Here is a 20410-nt window from a genome sequence, read left to right as displayed (position 1 = left end):
CGCCGTCGGGCGGGCGGTGCGTGACGCGTGTGGACGGAGGGCTCAGGGGAACGGATGCGGTGCCGGGTTGAGCTGGTCGGGTGTGAGGTCGTCGGCCCGCAGACCCGCCTCGCGCAGCGCCGTGCGGACGCGGGGCATGCGTGCGCCGCGCTGGCGGCGCCAGCCGAAGTCGATCGGGAGCAGGCCGGGGACCAGCACTTTCACCGTGTACAGGCCGAGGGCGGTCTGTTCGGGCGCGGTCTGGTCCACCACGATCACGTCGAAGCCGTGCGCGGTGATCTCCGCGACGCACGCCGCCACGTCGTCGCGCAGATCGGCGCCGGGGCCGGACCCGGACGCGAGCGAGGCGAGCGGCACCCGGTCCGCGTCGTCCCGGTCGCGCAGCAGGAAGTCGGTGTACGGGCGCATCTCCGGGAGTCCGTAGAGCAGCGGATGGTCGTGCAGGACGCGTACCTCGTCGAAGTCGGCGGCCATCCGGCGCAGCCGGTGTTCCTCGCGGGCGGTGCGGCGGCGCAGGTTGACGCTGTCGGTGGCGATCTCGCAGAGCCCGCCCGCGAGCGCCGCCTCCGGGTCCGGGGAGGCGCCCGCGCCGAAGCAGAGCAACCCCGGCCCGCCGTCGAGGCGTTCGGCGACGGCGGTGACGACCGGCACCGGGAAGGTGATCCGGGTGTCGAAGAACCGGGCCCGGTAGCCGTACATTTCCAGGCGGTGCACCATCGCGCGGGTCGCGGTGCTGGTGCTGCTCGCCGGGTCGATCTCGGGGAGGCGGGCGCGGCCGAACCAGGCGAGCAGGAATGCGTCGCGTTCAACGGCCTCCATCAGCCCGTGGTGGACGGCCTCGGTGAGCGAGCCGCCGGACGCGCAGCCGTTGGAACTCTCCTGTACGAAGCGGTGCCGCAGGCCGCCGGGCGCGTGGTAGTACGCGACGACCTCGGGGACGAGGACGGGCCGGTCGTCGCGGAGCGACCAGCCCCACACCCAGGTCACGGGCTCGTCCGGGCGGAAGCGGGGCACCTCGGGTTCGGCCGTGTGGAAGGCGTCGGAGTACAGGCCGGTGACGCGCGGGTCCACGGCCGTGTCGCCCAGGTCGTCCAGGGCCGCTGTGACGGTGGTCCGGCGGGCGCGGGCCCGCATCCCGGCGAACCGTTCCAGCCCTTCCAGCACGCCGACGCGGACGCTCGTGCCGTACGCCCCGGTGTGCCCGCCCCAGTAGGTCTCGCGCAGGTAGCCGCCCGAGCGGCTGGTGAAGGCGCCGATGGCGGAGGAGGTGGAGGCGGAGGCCAGGTCGGGGGCGACGGACGGACCGAGCATCCCGGTGACCGGGTTGACGAACGCCGCGAGCGGCAGGTCGTAGTCGTGGACCGGGTGCTGCCGGAACCCGTCCGGGGCGTGTTTCGGGGCGGGCGCCAGGGTGACGCGGGCGCCCTCGGCGGTGTCGGCGCGGTGCGGTCCGCACGCCGGGCACTCGCCGTCGGGCACCAGCGGCAGCCGCGACACGCGCAGCGTCTCCAGGTCCAGCAGCCAGACCCACGGGCGGTGCGCGGGGCCCGGTCGGCGGGCCGCCGCCTCGACCAGCCGGGCCAGCGCGTCCACGGTGAACCCCGCGAGCCACGGCGGGGTCCCGGTGGCGCGCGGCTCCCCGCCCCGCTCCAGCGCGTCCCGCAGATACCCGGCCCGCACCGCCTGCCATCGCCGGGCCAGACACCGCGGACAGCCGGGAGCACCGGCCGCGCGCGGTACGGGACCGACGACGGCGTGGTGCCCGTAGACCCCGACGGGCACGGCGCCCGGGGCGAACTCCTCTGCCCCGGGCGCGAGTTCGTCCCGTACCCCGAGGGGCCGTACGACGGCGGGGGGCATGCCGGGGTGCCGGGCGGCCCCGGCGGCGAGGGCCGCGGTGAGGGCGTGGCAGAGGTCGGACCAGGGGGCTCCGGACGCCTCCGCATCCGGCGCGGGGGCAGGCGCGGGCGCGGGCGCGGGGGCAGGGGCGGCCGGGAGCCGTACGGCTGCGCCGCCGGGGGCGCTCGCACCGTATCCGTCGGTGGCGCACGCGCCCGGACCGCCGACCGCGCCCGGGGGTTCCGCCGGACGCGCGTCCACCCCCGTGGTGCCGCGGTCAGTCGGCACGGCGTTCCCCGTCGGCCAGCAGCACCTTGACGGTGTGGAGGTGTCCGGCGGCGAGGTCGGGGGCGGCGACCGGTACGGCGAACGCGTCGCGGCCCGCCCCGGCGAGGGTGTCCAGGACGGCGGCCCAGGTGGTCGCGGTGTCCGGCAGCGGTACGGCGTCGGAGGCGGCCGGCGTGGTGGGGTCGAGGTCGGCCCACAGCGGGTCGCCGGTGTCGGGTTCGCCGTCCGCGCGCCGGAGCTGCTCGGTGCCGAGCAGGTCGCGCAGCGCCTCCAACACGGCCTCGCGCGGCCGGAGTCCGCTGCCCGCCGCCCAGCGCGGGGTGCCGTCACCGGGGTCGGTGCGGCGGGCGAGGACGACCGGCAGCGTGCTGCCCCCGGTGGCGGTCAGATCCAGCAACTCGGCTCGTACACCGAGGTTTTCGGCCGTGCGCAGCAGGAACACCAGCTCCGGATCGTCCTGTTGCCCGGTGAGGTCCAGCAAGGTCACCGGGGCGGTCCGGCGCAGGGCGCGCTGGAGCGCGTCGTGGGTGAGCGCGGAGCGCAGGGCGCGGGTGAGGGCGGCGCGGGGGCCGGTTCCGGCGCCGGTGCCCGCCGGGGTGGGTTCGAACAGGCGCTGGTCGTTCCAGTGGCCGAGGGTGCGGGTGGCGGCGGCCGGAACGAGGACGGTCCGCCCGTCCAGCAGGGAGACGGCCTCGCTCCAGTGCGCGACCTGCCCGGCGGGCACGTCCAACCCCGTGGTGAGGGCGAGTCGGGCGGGGGCGACGCGCGGCCACGTGCCGGAGGCGGCCTCCAGCGCGGCCGGGGCGAGGACGCGGGGCGGGACGACGTGTTCGGCGTAGACCTCGGCGGCCCGGAGCAGGGCGGCGAGGCGGGCGCCCGCCACATGGTGCACGTCGGGGGCGGAGACCTCGCGGACCCGGCCGGGTCCGGTGCCCAGGCGGACGGTGCCCACCTTGAGCGGGGTCTGCTCGTGGTCGTCGTCGGCGTAGGCGGTGAAGACTCCGGCCGAGGGGTGGACCAGGATGTCGCGGGCCTCCAGCGCGGCGAGGGCGTCCTGGGCGGCCCGCTCGTCGGCGCCGCCGTCGGCGGGGAGCGCGGTGGGCTCGTCGTCGGTGTGCGGGGTGCGCAGCACGTCGGGTGCGGGGAAGGCGAGTTCGGCCGGGACGCAGTGGGGGCAGCGGGGGTGCGGCAGCAGGGGCTCGGTGAGGACGTCGAGGGAGTCGAGGTCCTGGACGACGAGCTGGTTGCGGGTCTCGGCGGGCAGGGCGCCGGTGACGAGGCGGAACACCTCGAAGGCGAGGAGGTTGCCGAGCATCCCGGCGAGCGGTCCGGTGAGGTCGGGGGCCGGGGTGCCGAGCGGGGCGGCGGGGCCCACGGAGGCCCAGAAGTCGGCGCTGTCGGCGGCGTCGGCGCCCGCGCCGAGGCGGAGCGCGGCGCAGCACCAGCAGCCGGGGGTGGCGTCGGCCATGACCGGGCCGACCACGGCCCGGTCCCCGAAGGTCCAGGCGGGCAGCAGTCGGCGGCCGGGCGGCACGCCCTCCCCGAGCAGGCGCAGCGTCTGGCGGCGCCCGGCGGGGCCGGGGGTGACGAGGACGGTGTCCCAGCCGTCGAGCCGGTCCCACCCGTACGTCCCGTCCGGCGCCGCGTCCGCGGGGAGGCGTACGAGGTCGGGTGCGCAGCCCGCCTCGGTCAACTCGGCTTCTTCCACGTCCAGTTCGGTGGTTCCCTCGACGCCGTGCAGGTCGCGGCGGAGTACGCGGGCCGTCTCGGCGGTGTGACCGGGGGCGCCGTCGTCCGCGGCTCCGGTGACGGCCACGTGCGCGCAGCCGTTGCGGAGCAGGCCGAGCGCGGCCCAGCGGGCGAGGGCGTCGTCACCGAGGACGGCGACCCTGGTGTCCCGGTAGCGCAGGAACCGGCCGGGGGCGTCGTCGGCGTAGTGGTCGAGGTAGGCGAGCTGCTGGGCGAAACGATCCGCCACCTGCGGCGGAAGCACGTCGGCCGAGGTGCCGGGAGCGGCGTCGCGGGCGAAGCCACGCGCGTAGAGCGCGCGCACGAGTTGGACCACCATGTCGCGCTGCTTGTCCCCCAGGCCCGCGCAGATCTCGTCCACCCGGCGTTCGCCGTCGAGGTGCGGCACGATCAGCGAGGCGAAGCGGTACGCGGACTGGGTGACGACGTTGAACCCGCCGTGGGCGTTGTGGAAGAGGACGCCGGACGGGGTGCGGGTGAACAGCACGTCCCTGCGGATGCGGGGCCGCGACTGCGCGATCTCCTCGGGCGACGCGGGCGTGTGGGCCATGTGGGTTCCGGAACCTTCCGTAAGGAACGGCGCTGAACGGGGCGGGGCGGGGCGTCAGCCGACCGAGGACGGGGGGAAGTCGGTCGGCGCGGGGTGCGGGGTGGCGGCCAGCGTGTCGGCGGCGGCCTGGGTGAAGAGGCGGAGCAGGTCGTGGACCCGGTAGCGGCCGGGCGGCCCCTCCTGGAGGAGTCCGGCCTCCACGAGGGAGCGGAGGACGAGGGCGCCGGGGGCCGAAGTGGCGCCCCGCGCCGGGGTGTTGGGCGCGGGTCCGCCGGGCCCCTCGGGGGGCGTCGGCGGGGAGGCGCGGCCCTGACCGCGTGCCGCTCCGGGCGGGACGAGCGGGGGCGCCGGCGGGCCGGGCGGCAGCGCGGGGGCCGCCGGGACGGAGGGGGCCGCCGGGACGGACGGGGCCTCGGGTGGCGACTCGCCGCGCAGCACCGCCAGTTGCAGGTCCCGTAGCACGGGTCCCGGTTCCAGGCCGAGTTCGGCGGCGAGGTGGGCGTGGACGCGCCGGTACTCCGCGAGGGCCTCGGCGCGCCGTCCGGAGCGGTAGAGCGCCTCGATGAGCAGCGCGGAGAGCCGTTCGTGGCCGGGGCGGTCCTGTACGGCGCGGCGGGCCTCCGCGATCATCTCGCGGTGGCGGCCGAGGCGGAGTTCGCCGTCGAAGACGAGTTCCACGGCGAGGAGGCGTTCCTCGTCGAGCCGGGGCACGAGGTCGCGGTGCAGGTCGTCGGAGTGGACGTTGGCGAGCAGCGGTCGCTGCCAGAGCGCGAGGGCCTCGCGGGCGAGGGCGAGCGCGGACTCGGGGTCGTCGCTCGCCCACGCGCGGGCGAGCAGGTCGCGGAAGTGGAGCAGGTCGAGGGTGTCGGCGTCGGCGCGCAGCCGGTAGCCGCCGGGCACGGCCTCGATGGCGTGGTCCGCGACGCCGTACTTGGCGAACAGCCGCCGCAGCCTGAGGACGCAGGTGTGCAGGGCCGACTTGCCACCGGCCGGGGGGTGTTCGCCCCAGACGACGCGCTGGAGGAAGCCGGTGGGGACGACGGAGCCGGGGTGCAGGAGGAGCGCTGCGAGGAGAGCGGCCGGGCGGGACGGCTGTAGCACCACGGTCTCGTGGCCGTCGGTGATGGCGAGCAGGCCGAGGACGAGGAACCGGGGGCGGCCGGTTTCGGGCGTGGTCGGCACGCGGTCGGGACGCACAGGACGGCGTACGGCTGCATTGGTCTGGTCCACAGGTCTCTTTCATCGCACGAAAGGTGGTGCAACAACGGATCTGTCGGGCAGTTCGGTGCCACGCCGGATTTCGACCGTGATCAACGCCCCCGCCAGGACGGCAACTTAGAGGGCCGATACGGCACCCGTCCAGTGGTTCGAGTGGTGACCGCAAGCAACTTCTGCGACGAATCCATTCGGCCTTGTGCGCCATTGGCGTACGGGCCGCGAACGGCTACTCTGCGGTCGGACCGGAGCGTGCCGCACGCTCCGGCGCGAATCGCGCACTGGGGGACGGACATGCCGTGGTGGGGTTTCATCCCGCTGATCTCGATGGTCACCGGGCCCGCCGCCCTGTACGTCCTGGCGCGCCGCAAGCGCCGGGACGACCAGGACGAACGGGACAGCGTGGACCGGGAACGCTACGACGAGCTGTCCCGCAAGTACACCGAGCTGCTGGAGGACACCCGGCGCGGTGAACTCCCCGAGGGGCGCGAGGGGCGCACCGGGGACCGCTGACGTCCGCACGCCCCGTACACCGGCACCCGCTCTTACACCGGCACCCGCCGGGAAACCGGAGTTTTCCCCGCCGTTCACCCGAATGCGTCCGCGCGCATATCCACGTCGAATTCCTGACGGCGGTGACTCGTGCTCGGTATCAACTTCCGCACGGTCCTGAATTCCGGGACTCGGGGACTCCGGGAAGTGGAATACCGGAGCGAATCGGAAGAACGCCCGGAACGGGAAGCGGCGCGGACGAGGAATAGGGAAACCCCCGGAAGGCACCGCGCGGCACGGAGGGGCACCGGAGAGGTCCCGGAAACAGAACGGCGCCCCGGCGCGGTTCGCGTCGGGGCGCCGGGGCGGGCGTGTGGTCAGGCGCGGGGTGTGGTGCCGCCTCCGTAGGACCGGCGGATCGCGTCGGCGGCCTTGTCGGTCTGCGCGTCGTACTTGCCGCCGGTACGCGTGTCGATCTCCCGCTCGACCCGCTCGACGCCCTTGTCGGCCTGGTCCGGATGGCCCTTGGCCAGTTCCTTGGCCTTGTTCGCCATGTCACCCAGCATGCCCATGAGGGAATCCCTCCCGCAGTCGTGCCTACGTCGTACGTCCTGCCGGATACCCGCCGCGGCGGCCCGCATGCCCCCCGGTCCCGGACCGGACGCGGGCCGCGCGCGTTCACGGCGTCGGCGGGACCCGCGCCGTGAGGTGTTCCACCAGCGCCGACAGCAGGGCGGCGGGCGGGTGCAGGGCGTGCAGGGCCGCGAGTCTGGCGGGGAGGGAGCGGGACGAGGAGAGCGTCTCCCACAACTCCAGCTTGACCGGGTTGCCGCACTGGGCGCGGCTGAGGATGTTCCGGAGCGTGTCCAGGGTGCGGGCGGGGTCGTCCGGGGCGGCGGGCTCCGGGAGCCCGACCTTGACGACGGTCTCGGCTCCGGTCGGGCGGTCCGCGAGCGTGATGCTGAACCTGCCGTCCCCGTAGGTGAGTTCGGCGTCGCCGGGGACCGGTGCGGTCGGGCGGGCGGAGGTCAGGAACGTCACCGTCCAGGTGCGGGTCTCCGGTACGACGCCGTCCGGTGCGCCGGTCGCCGGTCCGATCCGGAACTCGCCCGCCGCCGCGTCCCAGGCCAGCACGGTGGCCGCCGTGCGCAGCCGGGTGCCGTCCCCCCGCCCGTCGTCCTCGACCAGCGTGAACGTGCCATCGGCCGAGGGCGCGACGAGGAGTTCCAGGCTGCGGGGGTTGCGGGTGGCGTCGAGGTCGTCGGGTGCGGTGAGCGGGAGGATGCCACCGGCCCGGAGCAGCGCGGGCACACCGCTCAGGTCGCGGTGGAGGTCGGCGCGGCGGTCGCCTTCGTAGACCGTGCCGGTGAAGATGTCCGTCCAGGTGCCGGGCGGCAGCCAGACGGGGGCGGTGCCGAGCAGGGTGACGGGGTCGCGGGGCGTGGTGACGGGGGCGACGATCAGTTCGGTGCCGAAGGCGAACTGGTTGGGCACGGTGTACGCCTCGTCCCGCTCCGGCGCGAGGTGGTACATGGGCCGGACCAGCGCGGGGCCGCCCGCCGCGCGGTGGTTCATGGTGTGCAGATACGGCACGAGCCGGTGCCGGAACCGCAGCGCCTCGCCCATCGCGGCGCGGGGTTCGGCCGGGAACTCCCAGGGTTCCTTGCGGATGAAGGGGTTGTTCGCGGAGTGCAGCCGCAGCACCGGTGAGAAGACGCCCGACTGGAGCCAGCGGGTGGCGAGTTCGTCGTCCCGTACGCCCCTGGTGTGGCCGCCGATGTCGTGACTCCACCAGGGGTAGCCGATGTTGGCGGCGGTCGCGGTGAACTCGGGCTGGAAGGCGAGGGATTCCCACGAGACGACGGTGTCGCCGGAGAAGCCGACGCCGTAGCGGTGGCTGCCGGGTCCGGCGTAGCGGGAGAAGGTCATCGGGCGGCGCCCGTCGCGTCCGGAGTCCAGGAAGTGGAAGTGGTTGAGCAGCCACAGCGGGTCCACGCCGGGCAGCCGTGAGGTGCCGCCCTGCTGCCAGTCGATCCACCAGAAATCGACGCCCTGTTCCTCCAGCGGGTGGTGCAGCAGACGGAAGTAGGCGTCCAGGAAGGCCCGGTCGGTCAGGTCGAAGGGGAGGGGGGCCTCGGTGGCGGGATCGACGCCGAGGGCGCGGGCCATCTCCGGGTAGGCGTCCTCGAAGGCGCGGACCCCGTCGGCGGGGTGCAGATTGAGGGTGGTGCGCAGCCCGCGCCGGTGCAGTTCGGCGAGGAAGCCGGGCGGGTCGGGGAACAGCTCCCGGTTCCAGGAGTAGCCGGTCCAGCCGGTGCCGTACCGGGCGGGTACGGAGCCCACCCGGTGCCAGTCCATGTCGATCACGGCGACGGAGAACGGGAGCCGTTCGGCGTCGAACCGGTCCAGGAGGTCCAGGTACTCGGTGTCGGTGTAGGCGTGGTAGCGGCTCCACCAGTTGCCGAGCGTCCAGCGGGGCAGCACCGGCGGGGGGCCGGACAGCTCGTAGAAGGCGCGCAGGGCGCCCTCGTGGTCGTGGCCGTAGGCGAAGACGTACAGGTCGCGGCGGCCCGGTCGGCGTGGGGCGAGCCAGCCGTCGGCGTCGAGGAGGAAGGACGCGGAGTCGTCCAGGACGGCGATGCCGCCACGGGCGACGACCCCGGCGCCGAGCGGAACGCGTCCGTCGGCGTCGTCCAGGGTGCGGGCGGTGCCGCCGAGGTCGCCGGACGGCTCCCCGTAGTGCCAGCGGCCACCGGCCGGGGTGACCACGCCGAGGCCCTCGGCGCTGAACTCCCGCCGGTCGTAGCGGAGATGGAGCCGTGCGGTGGCGACGAGGAGGGTGCCGTCCACGTCGGTGACGGTGAACTCGGGGGTGGGCGCGTCCCGGTGGAGGGCGAAGCTGGACGCGCGGTCCTCGAAACCGCCGTCCTCGGACCACTCCAGGCGCACCAGCCCGTCCGTCAGCACGGTCAGGCGCCAGTGGTCGCCGCGCAGCACGGACGCGTCGTGGGCACGGGGGCGCGCGTCGAACTTCGGCAACGGGCTGGTGGAGGCGTTCCGTTGGGGGTGTGCGGAGGTGTCGGTGGGCCGATCGGCTTCGCGGGTCACTGCTTGACTGCCCCTCGGGTCACTCCGCTGATCACCCAGCGCTGGGCGAACAGGTAGACGAGTACGGTCGGCGCCATCGCCATCAGGTAGGAGGCGAAGGCGGTGTTGTAGTCCGTTCCGAACTTGCTCTGAAAGATGTACTGGACGACGGGCAGGGTCTGTTGGGCCGGGTCGGCGGTGATGAGCGACGGCATCATGAAGTCGTTCCAGGAGGCGAGGAACGCGAAGATGCCGACGGTGGCGTTCATCGGCCCCAGCAGCGGCAGCACGATCCGCCGGAAGATCTGCCCCGTGGTGGCACCGTCGATGCGCGCGTTCTCCTCCAGCTCGGGCGGGATGGACCGGAGATACGCGCTGTAGAGCAGCACGCTGAAGGAGAGCTGGAAGGCGATGTGCAGCAGGGCGACACCGAGCGGGTTGTCGATGCCGAGCAGCGCGGTGAGTTTGATCTGCGGCAGGGCGACCACCGGGAACGGCAGGAACATCGCCGCGAGCAGGTAGTACGCCGACCAGCGGAAGCGGCGCCGGTCCCAGTTGCGGGCGATGGCGTAGGCGGCCAGCGAGCTGAGCAGCAGGGTGCCGAGGACGGTGGCGGCGGCCACGCCGAGCGAGACGGCGAAGGACACCGGGAAGCGGGTCAGCCGCCAGGCGGTGACGAAGCTGTGTCCGTCGAGCGGCCAGGGCGGCGCGAAGGCGTTGCCGTCGGCGGCCTGGGCGGGCGTCTTCAGCGCCATCGCCACCGTGACGTAGAGCGGGACGACGACCGTGAGGGCGGCGGCGGCCAGAGCGAGGGTGAGCGGCAGGCTCGGGGCGCCGATACGACGGCGGCGGCGGGTGCGGGTCGCGGGTGCGGGCCGGTCCGGGCGTGCGGCGTCGGGGCGTTCGGGGTCCGGGAGTACGGGGCCGGGTGTGCCGGTCGGGGCAGTCACGGGCGCGGGCTCCTTCCCCGGGTGGCCAGCACCTGGAGCAGCGAGACCAGCACGGTGAGGACGAAGAAGACGGCCGCGTTGGCCATCTGGTAGGCGTAGTCGCCGCCGGTGTAGCCGGAGAAGACGCGCATGGCGACGCTGCTGGTGGAGGTGCCGGGGCCGCCTCCGGTGAGGGCGACGATGACGTCGTAGGCGTTGAGGTACCCCTTGACGCCGAGGACGGTGTTGATGAGGACGAACCCGGCGATCAGCGGCAGCGTCACGGACCGGAACCGGCGCCAGGGCGACGCCCCGTCGAGCGCGGCGGCCTCGTACAACTCGCCCGGCACGGAGAGGAGTCCGGCGATGTAGATGAGCAGTGAGCCGGGGACGGTCTGCCAGGCGGTGACCAGGACGATGGCGATCCAGGCGAGGTGCGGGTCGCCGAGGACACTCTGCTCCAGCGGCCCGAAGCCGACCGAGGTCGCCAGGTCGGGCAGGGTGGTGGAGAACAGGTAGTTGAAGACGTAGGAGATGACGATCGCGGAGATCACCATCGGGACGACGAACACGGTACGCAGCGCGGTGGCGAACCGGATACGACTGGTCAGCCCCAACGCCAGCGCGAGGGCGACGACTTGGGTGACGATCACGGTGACGACGGCGAAGCCGAGGGTGAACTTGTACGCGTCCAGCACCGCCGGATCGGTGAACAGGGCACGGTAGTTGGTCACTCCGGTGAAGGACCAGCGGCCGAAGCCGACGTAGTCGGTGAAGCTGTAGAAGATGCCGACCAGCGCGGGCAGCGGCACCAGGACGGTGAACAGCAGCAGTGTGGGCAGCAGGAACCAGTGGAAGACGGGTTCGACGCGGCGCCGGCCCGTGCGGCGGGGCACGCCGGTCACACCTCGATCCACCCGCGCGGGTACGGGCATGGGGGTCTCCTCGGTGCGGCTCGGGAGGGGTGGCGGCTCGGGAGGGTGCGGTTCGGGGGGCGGCTCGGGGAGGTGGCTCCGGAGGGGATCAGCCTGCGGCGCGGATCGCCAACCTGCGCCAGTCGCCGTCCAGTTGTCTGAGCATGGAGTCGAAGTCGCCGGTGGCGACGGCGGACTGGAGATAGTTGCCGAGCGGGACGGAGAGCGGGACGAAGGTGCCCGCGCCCAGGTAGAAGGAGCCCTTGTCCACGTAGGGCTGGAGCCCGGCGAGCCGGGGGTCGCTCGCGGGCGGGGCGTCCTTGGTGACCCCGTAGGCGAGGTTGTCCCGGTTGTAGGCGTCGATGATCTCGGGCTCCATCAGGAAATCGACCAACTCCTTCGCCTCTTCCGGGTGTTGGGCCGCTGTCGGTATCCACAGGCCGAGGTCGATGCTGACGCGGGCCCTGCGGTCGGCGGCCCGCTCGGTGACCGGCAGGGCGAAGGTGCCGAGTTCGAGGTGCGGATCGACGGCGGCGATCTGGGTGAGCGCCCACGGCCCCTGGAAGTACATCGCGGCCTTCCCCTTGCCGAAGGCGAGGTTGCCGTCGGAGTAGGTCCGGCCCGCCGCGTCCTTGTTGAAGTACTTCGTGAGCGTGCGGGCCCGCTCCATCGGCAGCGCGAAGTCCTTCTGGAAGGAGACGGGCGAGTCGGGCCCGATGTCCTCGCCCTGCGCGGTGAGCCGGGAGAAGAACGAGGGCGTATCGACCAGGCTGCCCACCGCGTAGTCGAAGAGCCCCTGCCACACCGTCCACACCTCCTTGAGGGTGGCGTAGATCGGTGTGACTCCGGCCTTCCTCAACTCCTCGCACACGTCGATGAACTGGGACCACGTCTCGGGCACCGGCAACCGGTGCTCGGCGAAGATCCGCTTGTTGTAGACGACCCCGGCGGCGGTCAGCGAGTACGGCAGCACGCTGGTGCGGCCCGGATACGTGGCGTACGGCTCGGTCAGCGCGGCGATGTTCGCGGGGATGCGGCGGGCGGCGGGGCGGTCCGCGAGGTCGGAGAGGACACCGCGCTCGATGTAGCGGGCCAGTTCGAGGTTGTCGTTGAAACAGCCGACGTCGGCGGGCGCGTCCCGGACGAACTGCGGGGCGATGATGGCCGTTTCGTCGTGCACGACCCGGATGCCGGGCCGCCGCCTCTCGAAGCGGCGCAGCAGCGCGTCGAAGTAGGCGAGCACCTCGGACTTCTGCTCGTAGAAGCGGAGGGTGAGGGGGCCGCCGCCCGGTGGGCCCGCGCAGCCGGTCAGCCCGGCCCCGCCGAGCAGGCCGCCCGTACCGAGCAGGGCACCGCCACCGGCCGCGCCGAGCAGGCTCCGGCGGCCGATGCCTCGGGTGCCCCGTCCCGTGGGGCGCCCTGTGGAAGTCTTCACCTCGTTGCCTCCAGGGGTCCGTCACGCGCCCGGTGGGGCGGCGTGAGCCATGTGCAAGCGAGTGCGGTGAACTTACAGCGCTGTAAAAATGGGTGTCAACCAGTTGTCGCCCACTGTTCGCCGCCGTCCCGCACAGGACTCCGGCGCACCGATAGGGTCACGGGGAAGCCGCGGGACCGGGTCCCGCGGAGGAGGGGCGACATGGCCAACATCCGGCTGTCCGACGTGGCGAAGCTCGCGGGGGTGTCGCCGAAGACGGTCTCGAACGTCGTGCACGGCTACGCGCATGTGCGCGACACCACCAGGGCCAGGGTGCAGCAGGCCATTGACGAGCTGGGCTACCGGCCCGACGTACGCGGCCGGAGTCTCGCCACCGGGCGCACCATGATGCTCGCGCTCGCCTTCCCCGACCTGCGCATCCCCTACTTCGCGGAGCTGGCGCACGTCATCGCGGAGGCCGCCGGGGAACGCGGCTACCGGCTGCTGCTGGAGGAGTCCGGCGGGGCGCGCGAGGTGGAGCGGGCGATCCTCTCCGCCGACGAGGCGGGCATCGTGGACGGTGTCCTCTTCCAGCCGGTGTGGCTGACCTCCACCGAGATCGCCCAGCACCGGGGGGACATCCCCGTGGTGCTGCTGGGCGAGAACACCGCGCCGCTCACCGTGGACCACGTGCACATCGACAACATCGCCGCCGCCGTGCAGGTGGTGGAACACCTGGCCGCGCTGGGCCGACGGCGCATCGCGTACGTGTGCGCCGAGCACCCGAGGCCCTCGGAGACCTCGCGGCTGCGGCTCATCGGCTACCAGCAGGGACTGGAGGCGTGCGGGCTGCCGGTGGACCCGTCGCTGATCGTGTCGGGGACGGTCGGCAACGCGGACGCGGCCCGCGACGCGCTCGGCGCCGCGCTGGACGCGGGCATGGCACCGGACGCCCTGGTGTGCAGGGACGACCTCGCCGCGATGGGCGCGCTGCGCGCCCTGGCCGAGCGGGGGCTCCGGGTGCCGGAGGACGTGGCGGTCACCGGCTGGGACGACATCACCCTCGCCACCGCGGTCCGGCCCTCCCTGACCTCGATCCGCGCCGACGGCCGCGAACTGGCGCGCCGCGCGCTGGACTTGCTGCTGGAGCGGATCGACGGGTTCGACGGGCTGGGACGGCACGAGGTGGTGGGGCACTCGCTGGTGGTGCGGGAGAGCGCGCCGGGGGTGTGAGGGGGGTTCCGGCGGGAGGGGTGAGCCGGGGAATGTGGGGGTCGGGCCCATGTGGGGCGGGCCCGTGTGGGACCGGCCCATGTGGGGCGGGCCCATGTGGGCGGGCCCATGTGGGCGGGCCCATGTATGTGGCTCGGGCAGGTGGGGACGGATACGGCGTGTGCGCCGGGCCCATGTGGGCGGGACACATGTGCTCGGCCCACACATGGGCGGCCCACACGTGGGCGGGACACATGTGGGCGGAACCCATGTACTGAGCTCACGCGTGGGCGGCACATGTGCGGGCGAGGGACAGGACACGTGTGGGCCGAGCACATGGGTGCGGAGTACACGGGCCAGGTACCCGTGGGACCCATTTACAGCGCTGTAAGTACGTGCTGTGATGAGGGTTCCGCGACGCGTATCCGTCCGAGCTGTTCCCCTGCCCTTACGGAGACACCCTTGGCCACGCCTGAATCGCACCCCGTGACCGCGCCCGCCACGCCCTCCGAGCCCGCCGTCCCGCGCCCGGAGTATCCCCGCCCGAGTTTCGTCCGCGCGGACTGGCTGAACCTGAACGGCACCTGGCGGTTCGCCCGTGATCCGGGGGACAGCGGGCTGGAACGGGGCCTGGTCGGGGCCGAGTTGCCCGAGCTGATCACCGTGCCGTTCTGTCCGGAGTCGGAGCTGTCCGGGATCGGGGACACCGACTTCCATCACGCGGTCTGGTACCGGCGTACGGTGCGGGTGCCCGGCGCGTGGGCGGGCCGTCGCCCGGTGCTGCACTTCGGTGCCGTGGACCACGACACCACGGTGTGGGTGAACGGCACCGAGGTGGTCCGGCACAGCGGGGGTTTCACCCCGTTCAGCGCCGATCTCGGGGAGGTCGTGCGGCCCGGCGAGGACGCGGTGATCGTCGTGCGGGCCAGGGACAGCGCGCGGGGCCCGCAGGCACGCGGCAAGCAGTCCACGGAGTACGCCAACGAGAGCTGCCTGTACACACGCACCACGGGAATCTGGCAGACCGTGTGGCTGGAGCCCGTGTGGCCGACCCACATGAAACGGCCCCGGATCACTCCCGACCTGGCCGGAAGCTGCTTCCACCTGGAGGTTCCGCTCGCCGGACCGCGTACCGGGCACCGGGTTCGGGCGGTGCTGCGGGACGCGGCGGGCGAGGTCGCAGGCGCCGAGGTGAGCGCCGACTACGATCTCGCCCCGCGCCTGGTGCTGCCGGTGCCGGAGGGGCGGCGGCGCCTGTGGGCACCGGAGGACCCGCACCTGTACGACGTGGCGCTCGAGGTGCTGGCCCCGGACGGCACGGTGGTGGACGCGGCGGTGTGCACGGCCGGGCTGCGCTCGGTGACGCTGGACGGCAAGCGGGTGCTGCTCAACGGGCGGCCGGTGTTCCAACGGCTGGTGCTGGACCAGGGCTGGTATCCGGACGGGCTGATGACCGCGCCGGACGACGCGGCACTGGTCCGGGACATCGAACTGTCGCTCGCGGCCGGGTTCAACGGGGCGCGGCTGCACCAGAAGGTGTTCGAGGAGCGGTTCCTGCACCACGCGGACCGGCTGGGCTATCTGGTGTGGGGCGAGTTCGGGGACTGGGGCGCGGGCACGGGTCCGGTGGGCGGGGACAACCAGCGGCCGACGGCGGGTTTCGTCGCGCAGTGGCTGGAGGCGGTGGAGCGGGACTACTCCCACCCGTCGGTCGTCGGCTGGTGCCCGCTGAACGAGACGCGCCAACTCCTCACCGACCGGCCGACGGTGCTGGACGACGTGACCCGCGCGATGTTCCTCGCCACCAAGGCCGCCGACACCTCCCGTCCCGTACTGGACGCCTCCGGGTACGCGCACCGGGTGCCGGAGACGGACGTGTACGACGCGCACTGCTACGAGCAGGACCCCGATGCCTTCCGGGAGTTGATGGCGGGACTCGGCAAGGACGAGCCGTTCGTCAACCCGCGGGACGAGGACCCGGACGCAGTCTGGTCCCTCCCCTACGGCGGACAGCCCTATTTCTGCTCGGAGTTCGGCGGGATCTGGTGGAACCCGGACGAGGCGGGGGCCGCCGGGGAGGACCGCGGGGTGTCCTGGGGGTACGGCAGGCGCCCGCGCGACGAGGAGGCGTTCCACCGCCGGTTCACCGGTCTGACGGGCGTACTCCTGGACGACCCGGGCATGTTCGGCTACTGCTACACCCAGCTCACCGACGTGTTCCAGGAGCAGAACGGCGTCTACCGCTTCGACCGCTCCCCCAAGCTGGACGTGACCCGCGTACGGGCCGCCCAGCGGCGTCCGGCCGCCGTCGAGGAGACGGAACGGCCGCCCTCGTAGCGGCGCGCGGCCCTGTCGTGGCCCGAACGGTCCTATCGTGGCCCGATGAGCGCACCGCATGTGGACCGTCCGGCCGATCTGGACGTGGTTCGGGAGTCGTACGACCGGGTGGCGGACAACTACGCCGAGATGGTGGCGACCACGGGAATGGGGGACATCCGGCGGCAGCCGTGGCTGAAGGCGTCGGTGGACGCCTTCGCGGACAGTGTGGGCGGGCTCGGACCGGTGCTGGACGTGGGGTGCGGGCCGGGGACGGTGACCGGGTATCTCGCGGAGCGCGGGCTCGATGTCTCCGGGGTGGATCTCTCGCCGCGCATGGTCGAGAACGCGCGCCGGCTGTACCCGGAGTGCCGGTTCAGCGTGGCCTCGGCCACGGAACTGGACCTGGAAGAAGCCTCGTTGGGCGGGGTTCTCGGGTGGTGGTCGCTGTTCAACCTGCCCCGCGCGGTGTTGCCCCAGGTGCTCGCCCGGTTCGCGTACGCGTTGAGGCCGGGCGGGTACTTCCTGACCGGGACGCACGCCGGGGACGAGGACGTGGTGCGGACCGAGGCGTACGGGGACGTGCCCGTGCGCTGGACGACGCACCGCTGGCGCCCGGAACGGTATGTGGAGCTGATCGAGCGGGCCGGACTCACTCCGGTCGCGGAACTCCGGCTGCCACCGGACCGGTTCAGCGGGCCGAGCGTGGTGGTGATGGCGAAGCGGCCGGAGTAGGGGGCGCGGGTGGGATCATGGCCCCGGCGGCTCACCGCTACACGTCTGTAGAAAGGGAGTTCACGTGTTCGAGAACCTGCGCAAGCTCAAGGAGAAGGCCGAGGACATCGCCGAGGAGCACGGCGACCGGATCAGCGCCGGGCTTGAGAAGGCGGGCGACCTGATCGACGACCGGACCGGCGGCAAGCACGGCGACAAGATCGACACGGCCGTGGACAAGGCCCAGGAGTACGTCGGGAAGCTGGGCGGGAAGAAGAGCTGACCCGCCGCTCGGGGCACTGCCGTCCGCCCCGGGGGCTTCCCGCCCTCCGGGGCGGGAAGCGGCAGGGACGGATGACACTCCCCAGTGGTACGCCGTCCCTGCCGCCGGTGCGGTCAGGGTCCCCTCAGGGGCGGGCGTCACACCTGTGCGCGGGCATGGCGTGGGTCACACGCCTCGGGGGCTCGGGGGTCAGAGGACGAGGTCGGCCAGCCGGGCGATCTGGTCGGTGGTGTCCGAGGTGGGGTTGAGGATGAGTTCGTCGGCGCCGATGGCCGCGAACTCCTCGATGGTCGCCTTGATGGCAGCCGCACCCGCGCTGACGCCGGAGGAGATGAAGGCCGCGATGTCGGCGCCCGCGGAGGCGTAGTAGTCGTGGACCGAGGCACGGCCCGCGTCGGCATCGCCCAGGGTGAAGTAGGCGATGGCGACCAGGCGCGGCGCGCCCTCGCGGCCGGCCTCCTTCCAGGCGGCGCGGACACCGTCGAAGGCGGGCGCGACCATCGCGGGCGGTACGGAGCCGCCGATGTATCCCTCGCCGGAGCGGGCGACACGGTCGAACGACGCCTGGACCATGCCGCCGAACAGCAGCGGGACCTCACGGGTACCGGCGGGCACCATCGCGTTGTCGGTGCCGGGCAGCACCTCGCCGCGCCAGGCGCTGCGGTAGACCTCGATGTCCTCGTCCAGGCGCTTGCCGGTGCCGCGCGGGCCGAGGCCGGGGGCGAGGAAGTCGTCGGGTCGGCCGCCGAGTCCGATGCCGAGGCTGAGCCGCCCGCCGGAGACACCGTCGATGCCCGCGGCCTCCTTGGCGAGCAGGGCGGCGGGCCACACCGGGCCGAGCAGGACGTTGCTGATCAGCCCGATGGTGCTGGTGGCACCGGCGGCGGCGGCCAGCGCGACGGTGTCCATCACGCCCGGATAGGCGACCCGGCCGACGCTGCCCAGCGTCGAGAAACCCGCTCGCTCGGCCTCCCTCGCCCACTCGGGGATGACCGACGCCCGCACGTCGCGGACCTGATTGGGAAGACCGATGCCGATTTTCACGAGCGGCTCTCCTTGACTCTGCACTTGCGGACTCCGGGGGGCCGCCTCTGCGGCCCCCCGGAGACACACGTACCAGGGCAGCCGGAGCGTTCACCACCGCGGCACCTTTTCGGCCCCGTCCCGGCCGTCCTGTCCGGGGAGTTGGACGCGGGGCGGGGGCCCTTCTCCGGAGAGTCCTGGCCGTCAGGACCCGGTGAGGCATATGCCAAAAAAACTTGCGATTCCTTTACTCCGTAACGGGGTTCGTGTGATCCCCGCCGCAGCGGGGGGAAGCGTGACGCGCGTAGAGTGACGGAGCAATTCGCATTCGTACAGCGTGAGATCCCCGTCGGCACGGTCGTGAACAAGGCTGTTGTCCGACCGGCCGAGCGGTCGCTCTCGACGCGCGTACGCTTCCCCTTCGCCGCCTCGTCGCGCGCGCCCCGTGTCACCGGGCGGGCGGGCCGTCGCGTGTGAGCACGAACCGCAAGGACACCCTTGACAGCGATCTCCACGGGCTGGACGCGCGTGAACACCGAAGTGATCCGCGCGAAGCTGGCGCGCCGCACCGGTGAGGACCGACGCGTCGAATCCGCCGGCGAACTCCTCGACCGGGTCTCCGGCACCCTCGCCGGTGCCGAGCGCACCTACCACTCCGGCCCGGAGGCCGAGGAACGGGTACGGCACTGGGCCGCCCGCTTCCGGGCGCTGATGGCCGAGAACAGGTTCTGGCCGTCGGGCCGCATCCTGAACAACACCGGCACCCCGCAGGCGCAGCTGGCCTCCTGCTTCGTACTGCCGCTCGCGGACGACTTCCGGTCCGTGTTCGACACCCTCGCCACCGCCGCGACCTGCCACCGCACCGGCGGCGGTACGGGCTTCGACCTGACGCCGCTGCGAGAGCGCGGCGCGCCGATCTCGACCGCCGAGGCGGCGGGCGCGAGCGGTCCGGTGTCCTGGCTGCGACTGTTCGACGCGGAGACCGCGGTCGTCTCGGCGGGCGGCAAGATGCGCGGCGCGAACCTGGCCTCGATGTCGGTGTACCACCCGGACATCCTGGAGTTCGTGGACGCCAAGCGGACCGTCGGGCGGCTGCACAACTTCAACATCTCCGTCGCCGTGGACGACGCGTTCCTCCGCGCCGTCGTGGAGGACGGAAAGATCGAGCTGGTCAGCCCGCTCTCCGGCGAGGTCACCGAGCGTATCGCGGCGGCCGATCTGTGGGACCGGATCTGCGAGAACGCCTGGCGCACCGGCGACCCCGGTGTGCTGTTCACCGACGCCATCAACCGCGGCAACCCGCTGCTGGAGCGGCTCGGCCCGATCCGCACCACCAACCCCTGCGGGGAGCAGACCCTCTACCCCTACGAGGCGAGCAACCTCGGTTCGCTGAACCTCACCGCGTTCCTGCTGCCCGACGGCTCCGGTGTGGACCTCGCCCTGCTCGCCGAGTCCGTCCGGGACGCCGTACGGCTGCTGGACAGCGCGATCGACGCCTCCCGCTACCCGGAGCCGCGCATCGGCGAGGTGTCCCGCTCCAACCGGCGGCTGGGCCTCGGTGTGATGGGGTACGCGGATCTGCTGGTCCGGCTGGGCATCGCCTACGACTCCGACGCGGCGATGGACCTCATCGACGAGCTGGGTACGACGATCCGGGACGCGGCGTGGGCGGCGAGCGAGGAACTGGCCGCCGAGCGCGGGGCGTACCCGAACTGGACGCCCGCGCACCGGGCCGTGCCGGTGCGCAACTGCGCCATCACGACCATCGCGCCGACCGGCACGATATCGATGGTGGCCGGGTGCTCCAGCGGTATCGAGCCGCGTTTCGCGCCGGTGTGGAACAAGGACGTGATCCGCGCCGACGGCATCGTGCAGGCCGACGAGGACCTGCTCGCCGCGCTGGAGCGGTACGCCGGGCTGTCCCGCGAGGACGCCCTCGATCTGCTCCGGCACAAGGCGCTGGACGAACTCCCGCTGCCCGCCGAGGTGCTGGCGCCGTTCCGGTACGCGCACTCGGTCCCGCCGGAGTGGCACGTACGGACGGTGGCCCGTTGGCAGCGGTACACCGACAACGCGGTGTCAAAGACGGTGAACCTGCCCTACGACTGCACCCCGGCCGATGTGTCGGCGGCCTTCCTGGAGGCGTGGCGGCTCGGCTGCAAGGGCCTGTCGGTGTACCGGGAGGGCTCCCGCACCCGCGATCTCCTCACCGCGGCGGGCGCGCAGGGCGCGAGCGGGCGCCCGGCGGCCGACCCCGCACTGCTGGAGGGCGGTGAGCCCGAACCGCCGCGCCAGAGCAAGCAGTTGGCGGCGCTGGTGGGACTGGACGGGTCCTGAACCGGGGGCGGCTCCGCGGGTGTCCGCGGAGCCGCCCCGTCGGTCGGG

15 protein-coding genes are annotated in these 20410 nt (G+C 73.1%); 6 read left to right on the top strand and 9 right to left on the bottom strand.

The genetic code is table 11. The annotated features are described in order from the left end of the window. Positions 1 to 42: 42 nt before the first annotated feature. The 3 genes from KUM39_RS06390 to KUM39_RS28080 form a co-directional block, all read right to left on the bottom strand. Positions 43 to 1860 (bottom strand): TOMM precursor leader peptide-binding protein, encoded by a 1818-nt coding sequence (locus tag KUM39_RS06390; RefSeq protein ID WP_217784441.1) that lies wholly within the window; start codon positions 1858 to 1860, stop codon positions 43 to 45. A 256-nt stretch (positions 1861 to 2116) separates the two neighbouring features. After that, a complete protein-coding gene (locus tag KUM39_RS06385; protein ID WP_217784402.1) occupies positions 2117 to 4426 on the bottom strand; it encodes a TOMM precursor leader peptide-binding protein in 2310 nt (769 codons plus the stop codon). Between the two features lie 54 nt (positions 4427 to 4480). Next, complete coding sequence (locus KUM39_RS28080) at positions 4481 to 5656, bottom strand: AfsR/SARP family transcriptional regulator (protein WP_308288053.1); 1176 nt, start codon at positions 5654 to 5656, stop codon at positions 4481 to 4483. Between the two features lie 279 nt (positions 5657 to 5935). Between KUM39_RS28080 and KUM39_RS06375 the strand changes: the two genes are divergently transcribed. Beyond that, the gene (locus tag KUM39_RS06375) at positions 5936 to 6154 is read left to right on the top strand and encodes a hypothetical protein (protein ID WP_217784401.1); all 219 of its coding nucleotides are present in this window, start codon (positions 5936 to 5938) and stop codon (positions 6152 to 6154) included. Positions 6155 to 6510: 356 nt separating this feature from the next. On the opposite strand, the gene KUM39_RS06370 is transcribed toward KUM39_RS06375, so the two are convergent. The 5 genes from KUM39_RS06370 to KUM39_RS06350 form a co-directional block, all read right to left on the bottom strand. Continuing rightward, complete coding sequence (locus KUM39_RS06370) at positions 6511 to 6705, bottom strand: antitoxin (RefSeq protein ID WP_217784400.1); 195 nt, start codon at positions 6703 to 6705, stop codon at positions 6511 to 6513. 106 nt (positions 6706 to 6811) lie between these two features. Continuing rightward, the gene (locus KUM39_RS06365; RefSeq protein WP_308288052.1) at positions 6812 to 9241 is read right to left on the bottom strand and encodes a glycoside hydrolase family 31 protein; all 2430 of its coding nucleotides are present in this window, start codon (positions 9239 to 9241) and stop codon (positions 6812 to 6814) included. After that, complete coding sequence (locus tag KUM39_RS06360; RefSeq protein ID WP_308288051.1) at positions 9238 to 10170, bottom strand: carbohydrate ABC transporter permease; 933 nt, start codon at positions 10168 to 10170, stop codon at positions 9238 to 9240. The genes KUM39_RS06365 and KUM39_RS06360 overlap by 4 nt, the downstream gene beginning before the upstream one ends. After that, a complete protein-coding gene (locus tag KUM39_RS06355) occupies positions 10167 to 11084 on the bottom strand; it encodes a carbohydrate ABC transporter permease (protein ID WP_217784399.1) in 918 nt (305 codons plus the stop codon). The genes KUM39_RS06360 and KUM39_RS06355 overlap by 4 nt, the downstream gene beginning before the upstream one ends. Before the next feature lie 88 nt (positions 11085 to 11172). Next, a complete protein-coding gene (locus tag KUM39_RS06350; protein ID WP_217784398.1) occupies positions 11173 to 12498 on the bottom strand; it encodes an ABC transporter substrate-binding protein in 1326 nt (441 codons plus the stop codon). A gap of 201 nt (positions 12499 to 12699) precedes the next feature. Between KUM39_RS06350 and KUM39_RS06345 the strand changes: the two genes are divergently transcribed. From KUM39_RS06345 to KUM39_RS06330, 4 genes are all read left to right on the top strand, one after another. Beyond that, positions 12700 to 13710, top strand: a complete 1011-nt coding sequence (locus KUM39_RS06345; protein WP_217784397.1) for a LacI family DNA-binding transcriptional regulator — start codon at positions 12700 to 12702, stop codon at positions 13708 to 13710. 441 nt (positions 13711 to 14151) lie between these two features. After that, positions 14152 to 16026 carry a glycoside hydrolase family 2 protein gene (locus tag KUM39_RS06340; RefSeq protein WP_246619668.1) on the top strand — a complete coding sequence of 625 codons (1875 nt, stop codon included), beginning with the start codon at positions 14152 to 14154 and terminating at the stop codon, positions 16024 to 16026. A 45-nt stretch (positions 16027 to 16071) separates the two neighbouring features. Continuing rightward, positions 16072 to 16740, top strand: coding sequence for a class I SAM-dependent methyltransferase (locus KUM39_RS06335; RefSeq protein WP_217784396.1), 669 nt, complete (start codon positions 16072 to 16074; stop codon positions 16738 to 16740). Between the two features lie 64 nt (positions 16741 to 16804). Next, positions 16805 to 17002 (top strand): antitoxin, encoded by a 198-nt coding sequence (locus KUM39_RS06330; protein WP_217784395.1) that lies wholly within the window; start codon positions 16805 to 16807, stop codon positions 17000 to 17002. A 189-nt stretch (positions 17003 to 17191) separates the two neighbouring features. Here KUM39_RS06330 and KUM39_RS06325 read toward each other — a convergent pair whose 3' ends face one another. Beyond that, positions 17192 to 18046: an LLM class flavin-dependent oxidoreductase gene (locus KUM39_RS06325; RefSeq protein ID WP_217784394.1), complete on the bottom strand. Its 855-nt coding sequence runs from the start codon at positions 18044 to 18046 to the stop codon at positions 17192 to 17194. 477 nt (positions 18047 to 18523) lie between these two features. Between KUM39_RS06325 and KUM39_RS06320 the strand changes: the two genes are divergently transcribed. Next, positions 18524 to 20362, top strand: coding sequence for an adenosylcobalamin-dependent ribonucleoside-diphosphate reductase (locus tag KUM39_RS06320; protein ID WP_217784393.1), 1839 nt, complete (start codon positions 18524 to 18526; stop codon positions 20360 to 20362). The last annotated feature ends 48 nt before the right edge of the window (positions 20363 to 20410 follow it).

It is taken from the genome of Streptomyces corallincola (assembly GCF_019104725.1).
Classification (GTDB): Bacteria; Actinomycetota; Actinomycetes; order Streptomycetales; family Streptomycetaceae; genus Streptomyces; species Streptomyces corallincola.
The sequence above is the reverse complement of the archived record's forward strand: the minus strand, read 5'-3'. Positions and strand labels throughout refer to the sequence as shown.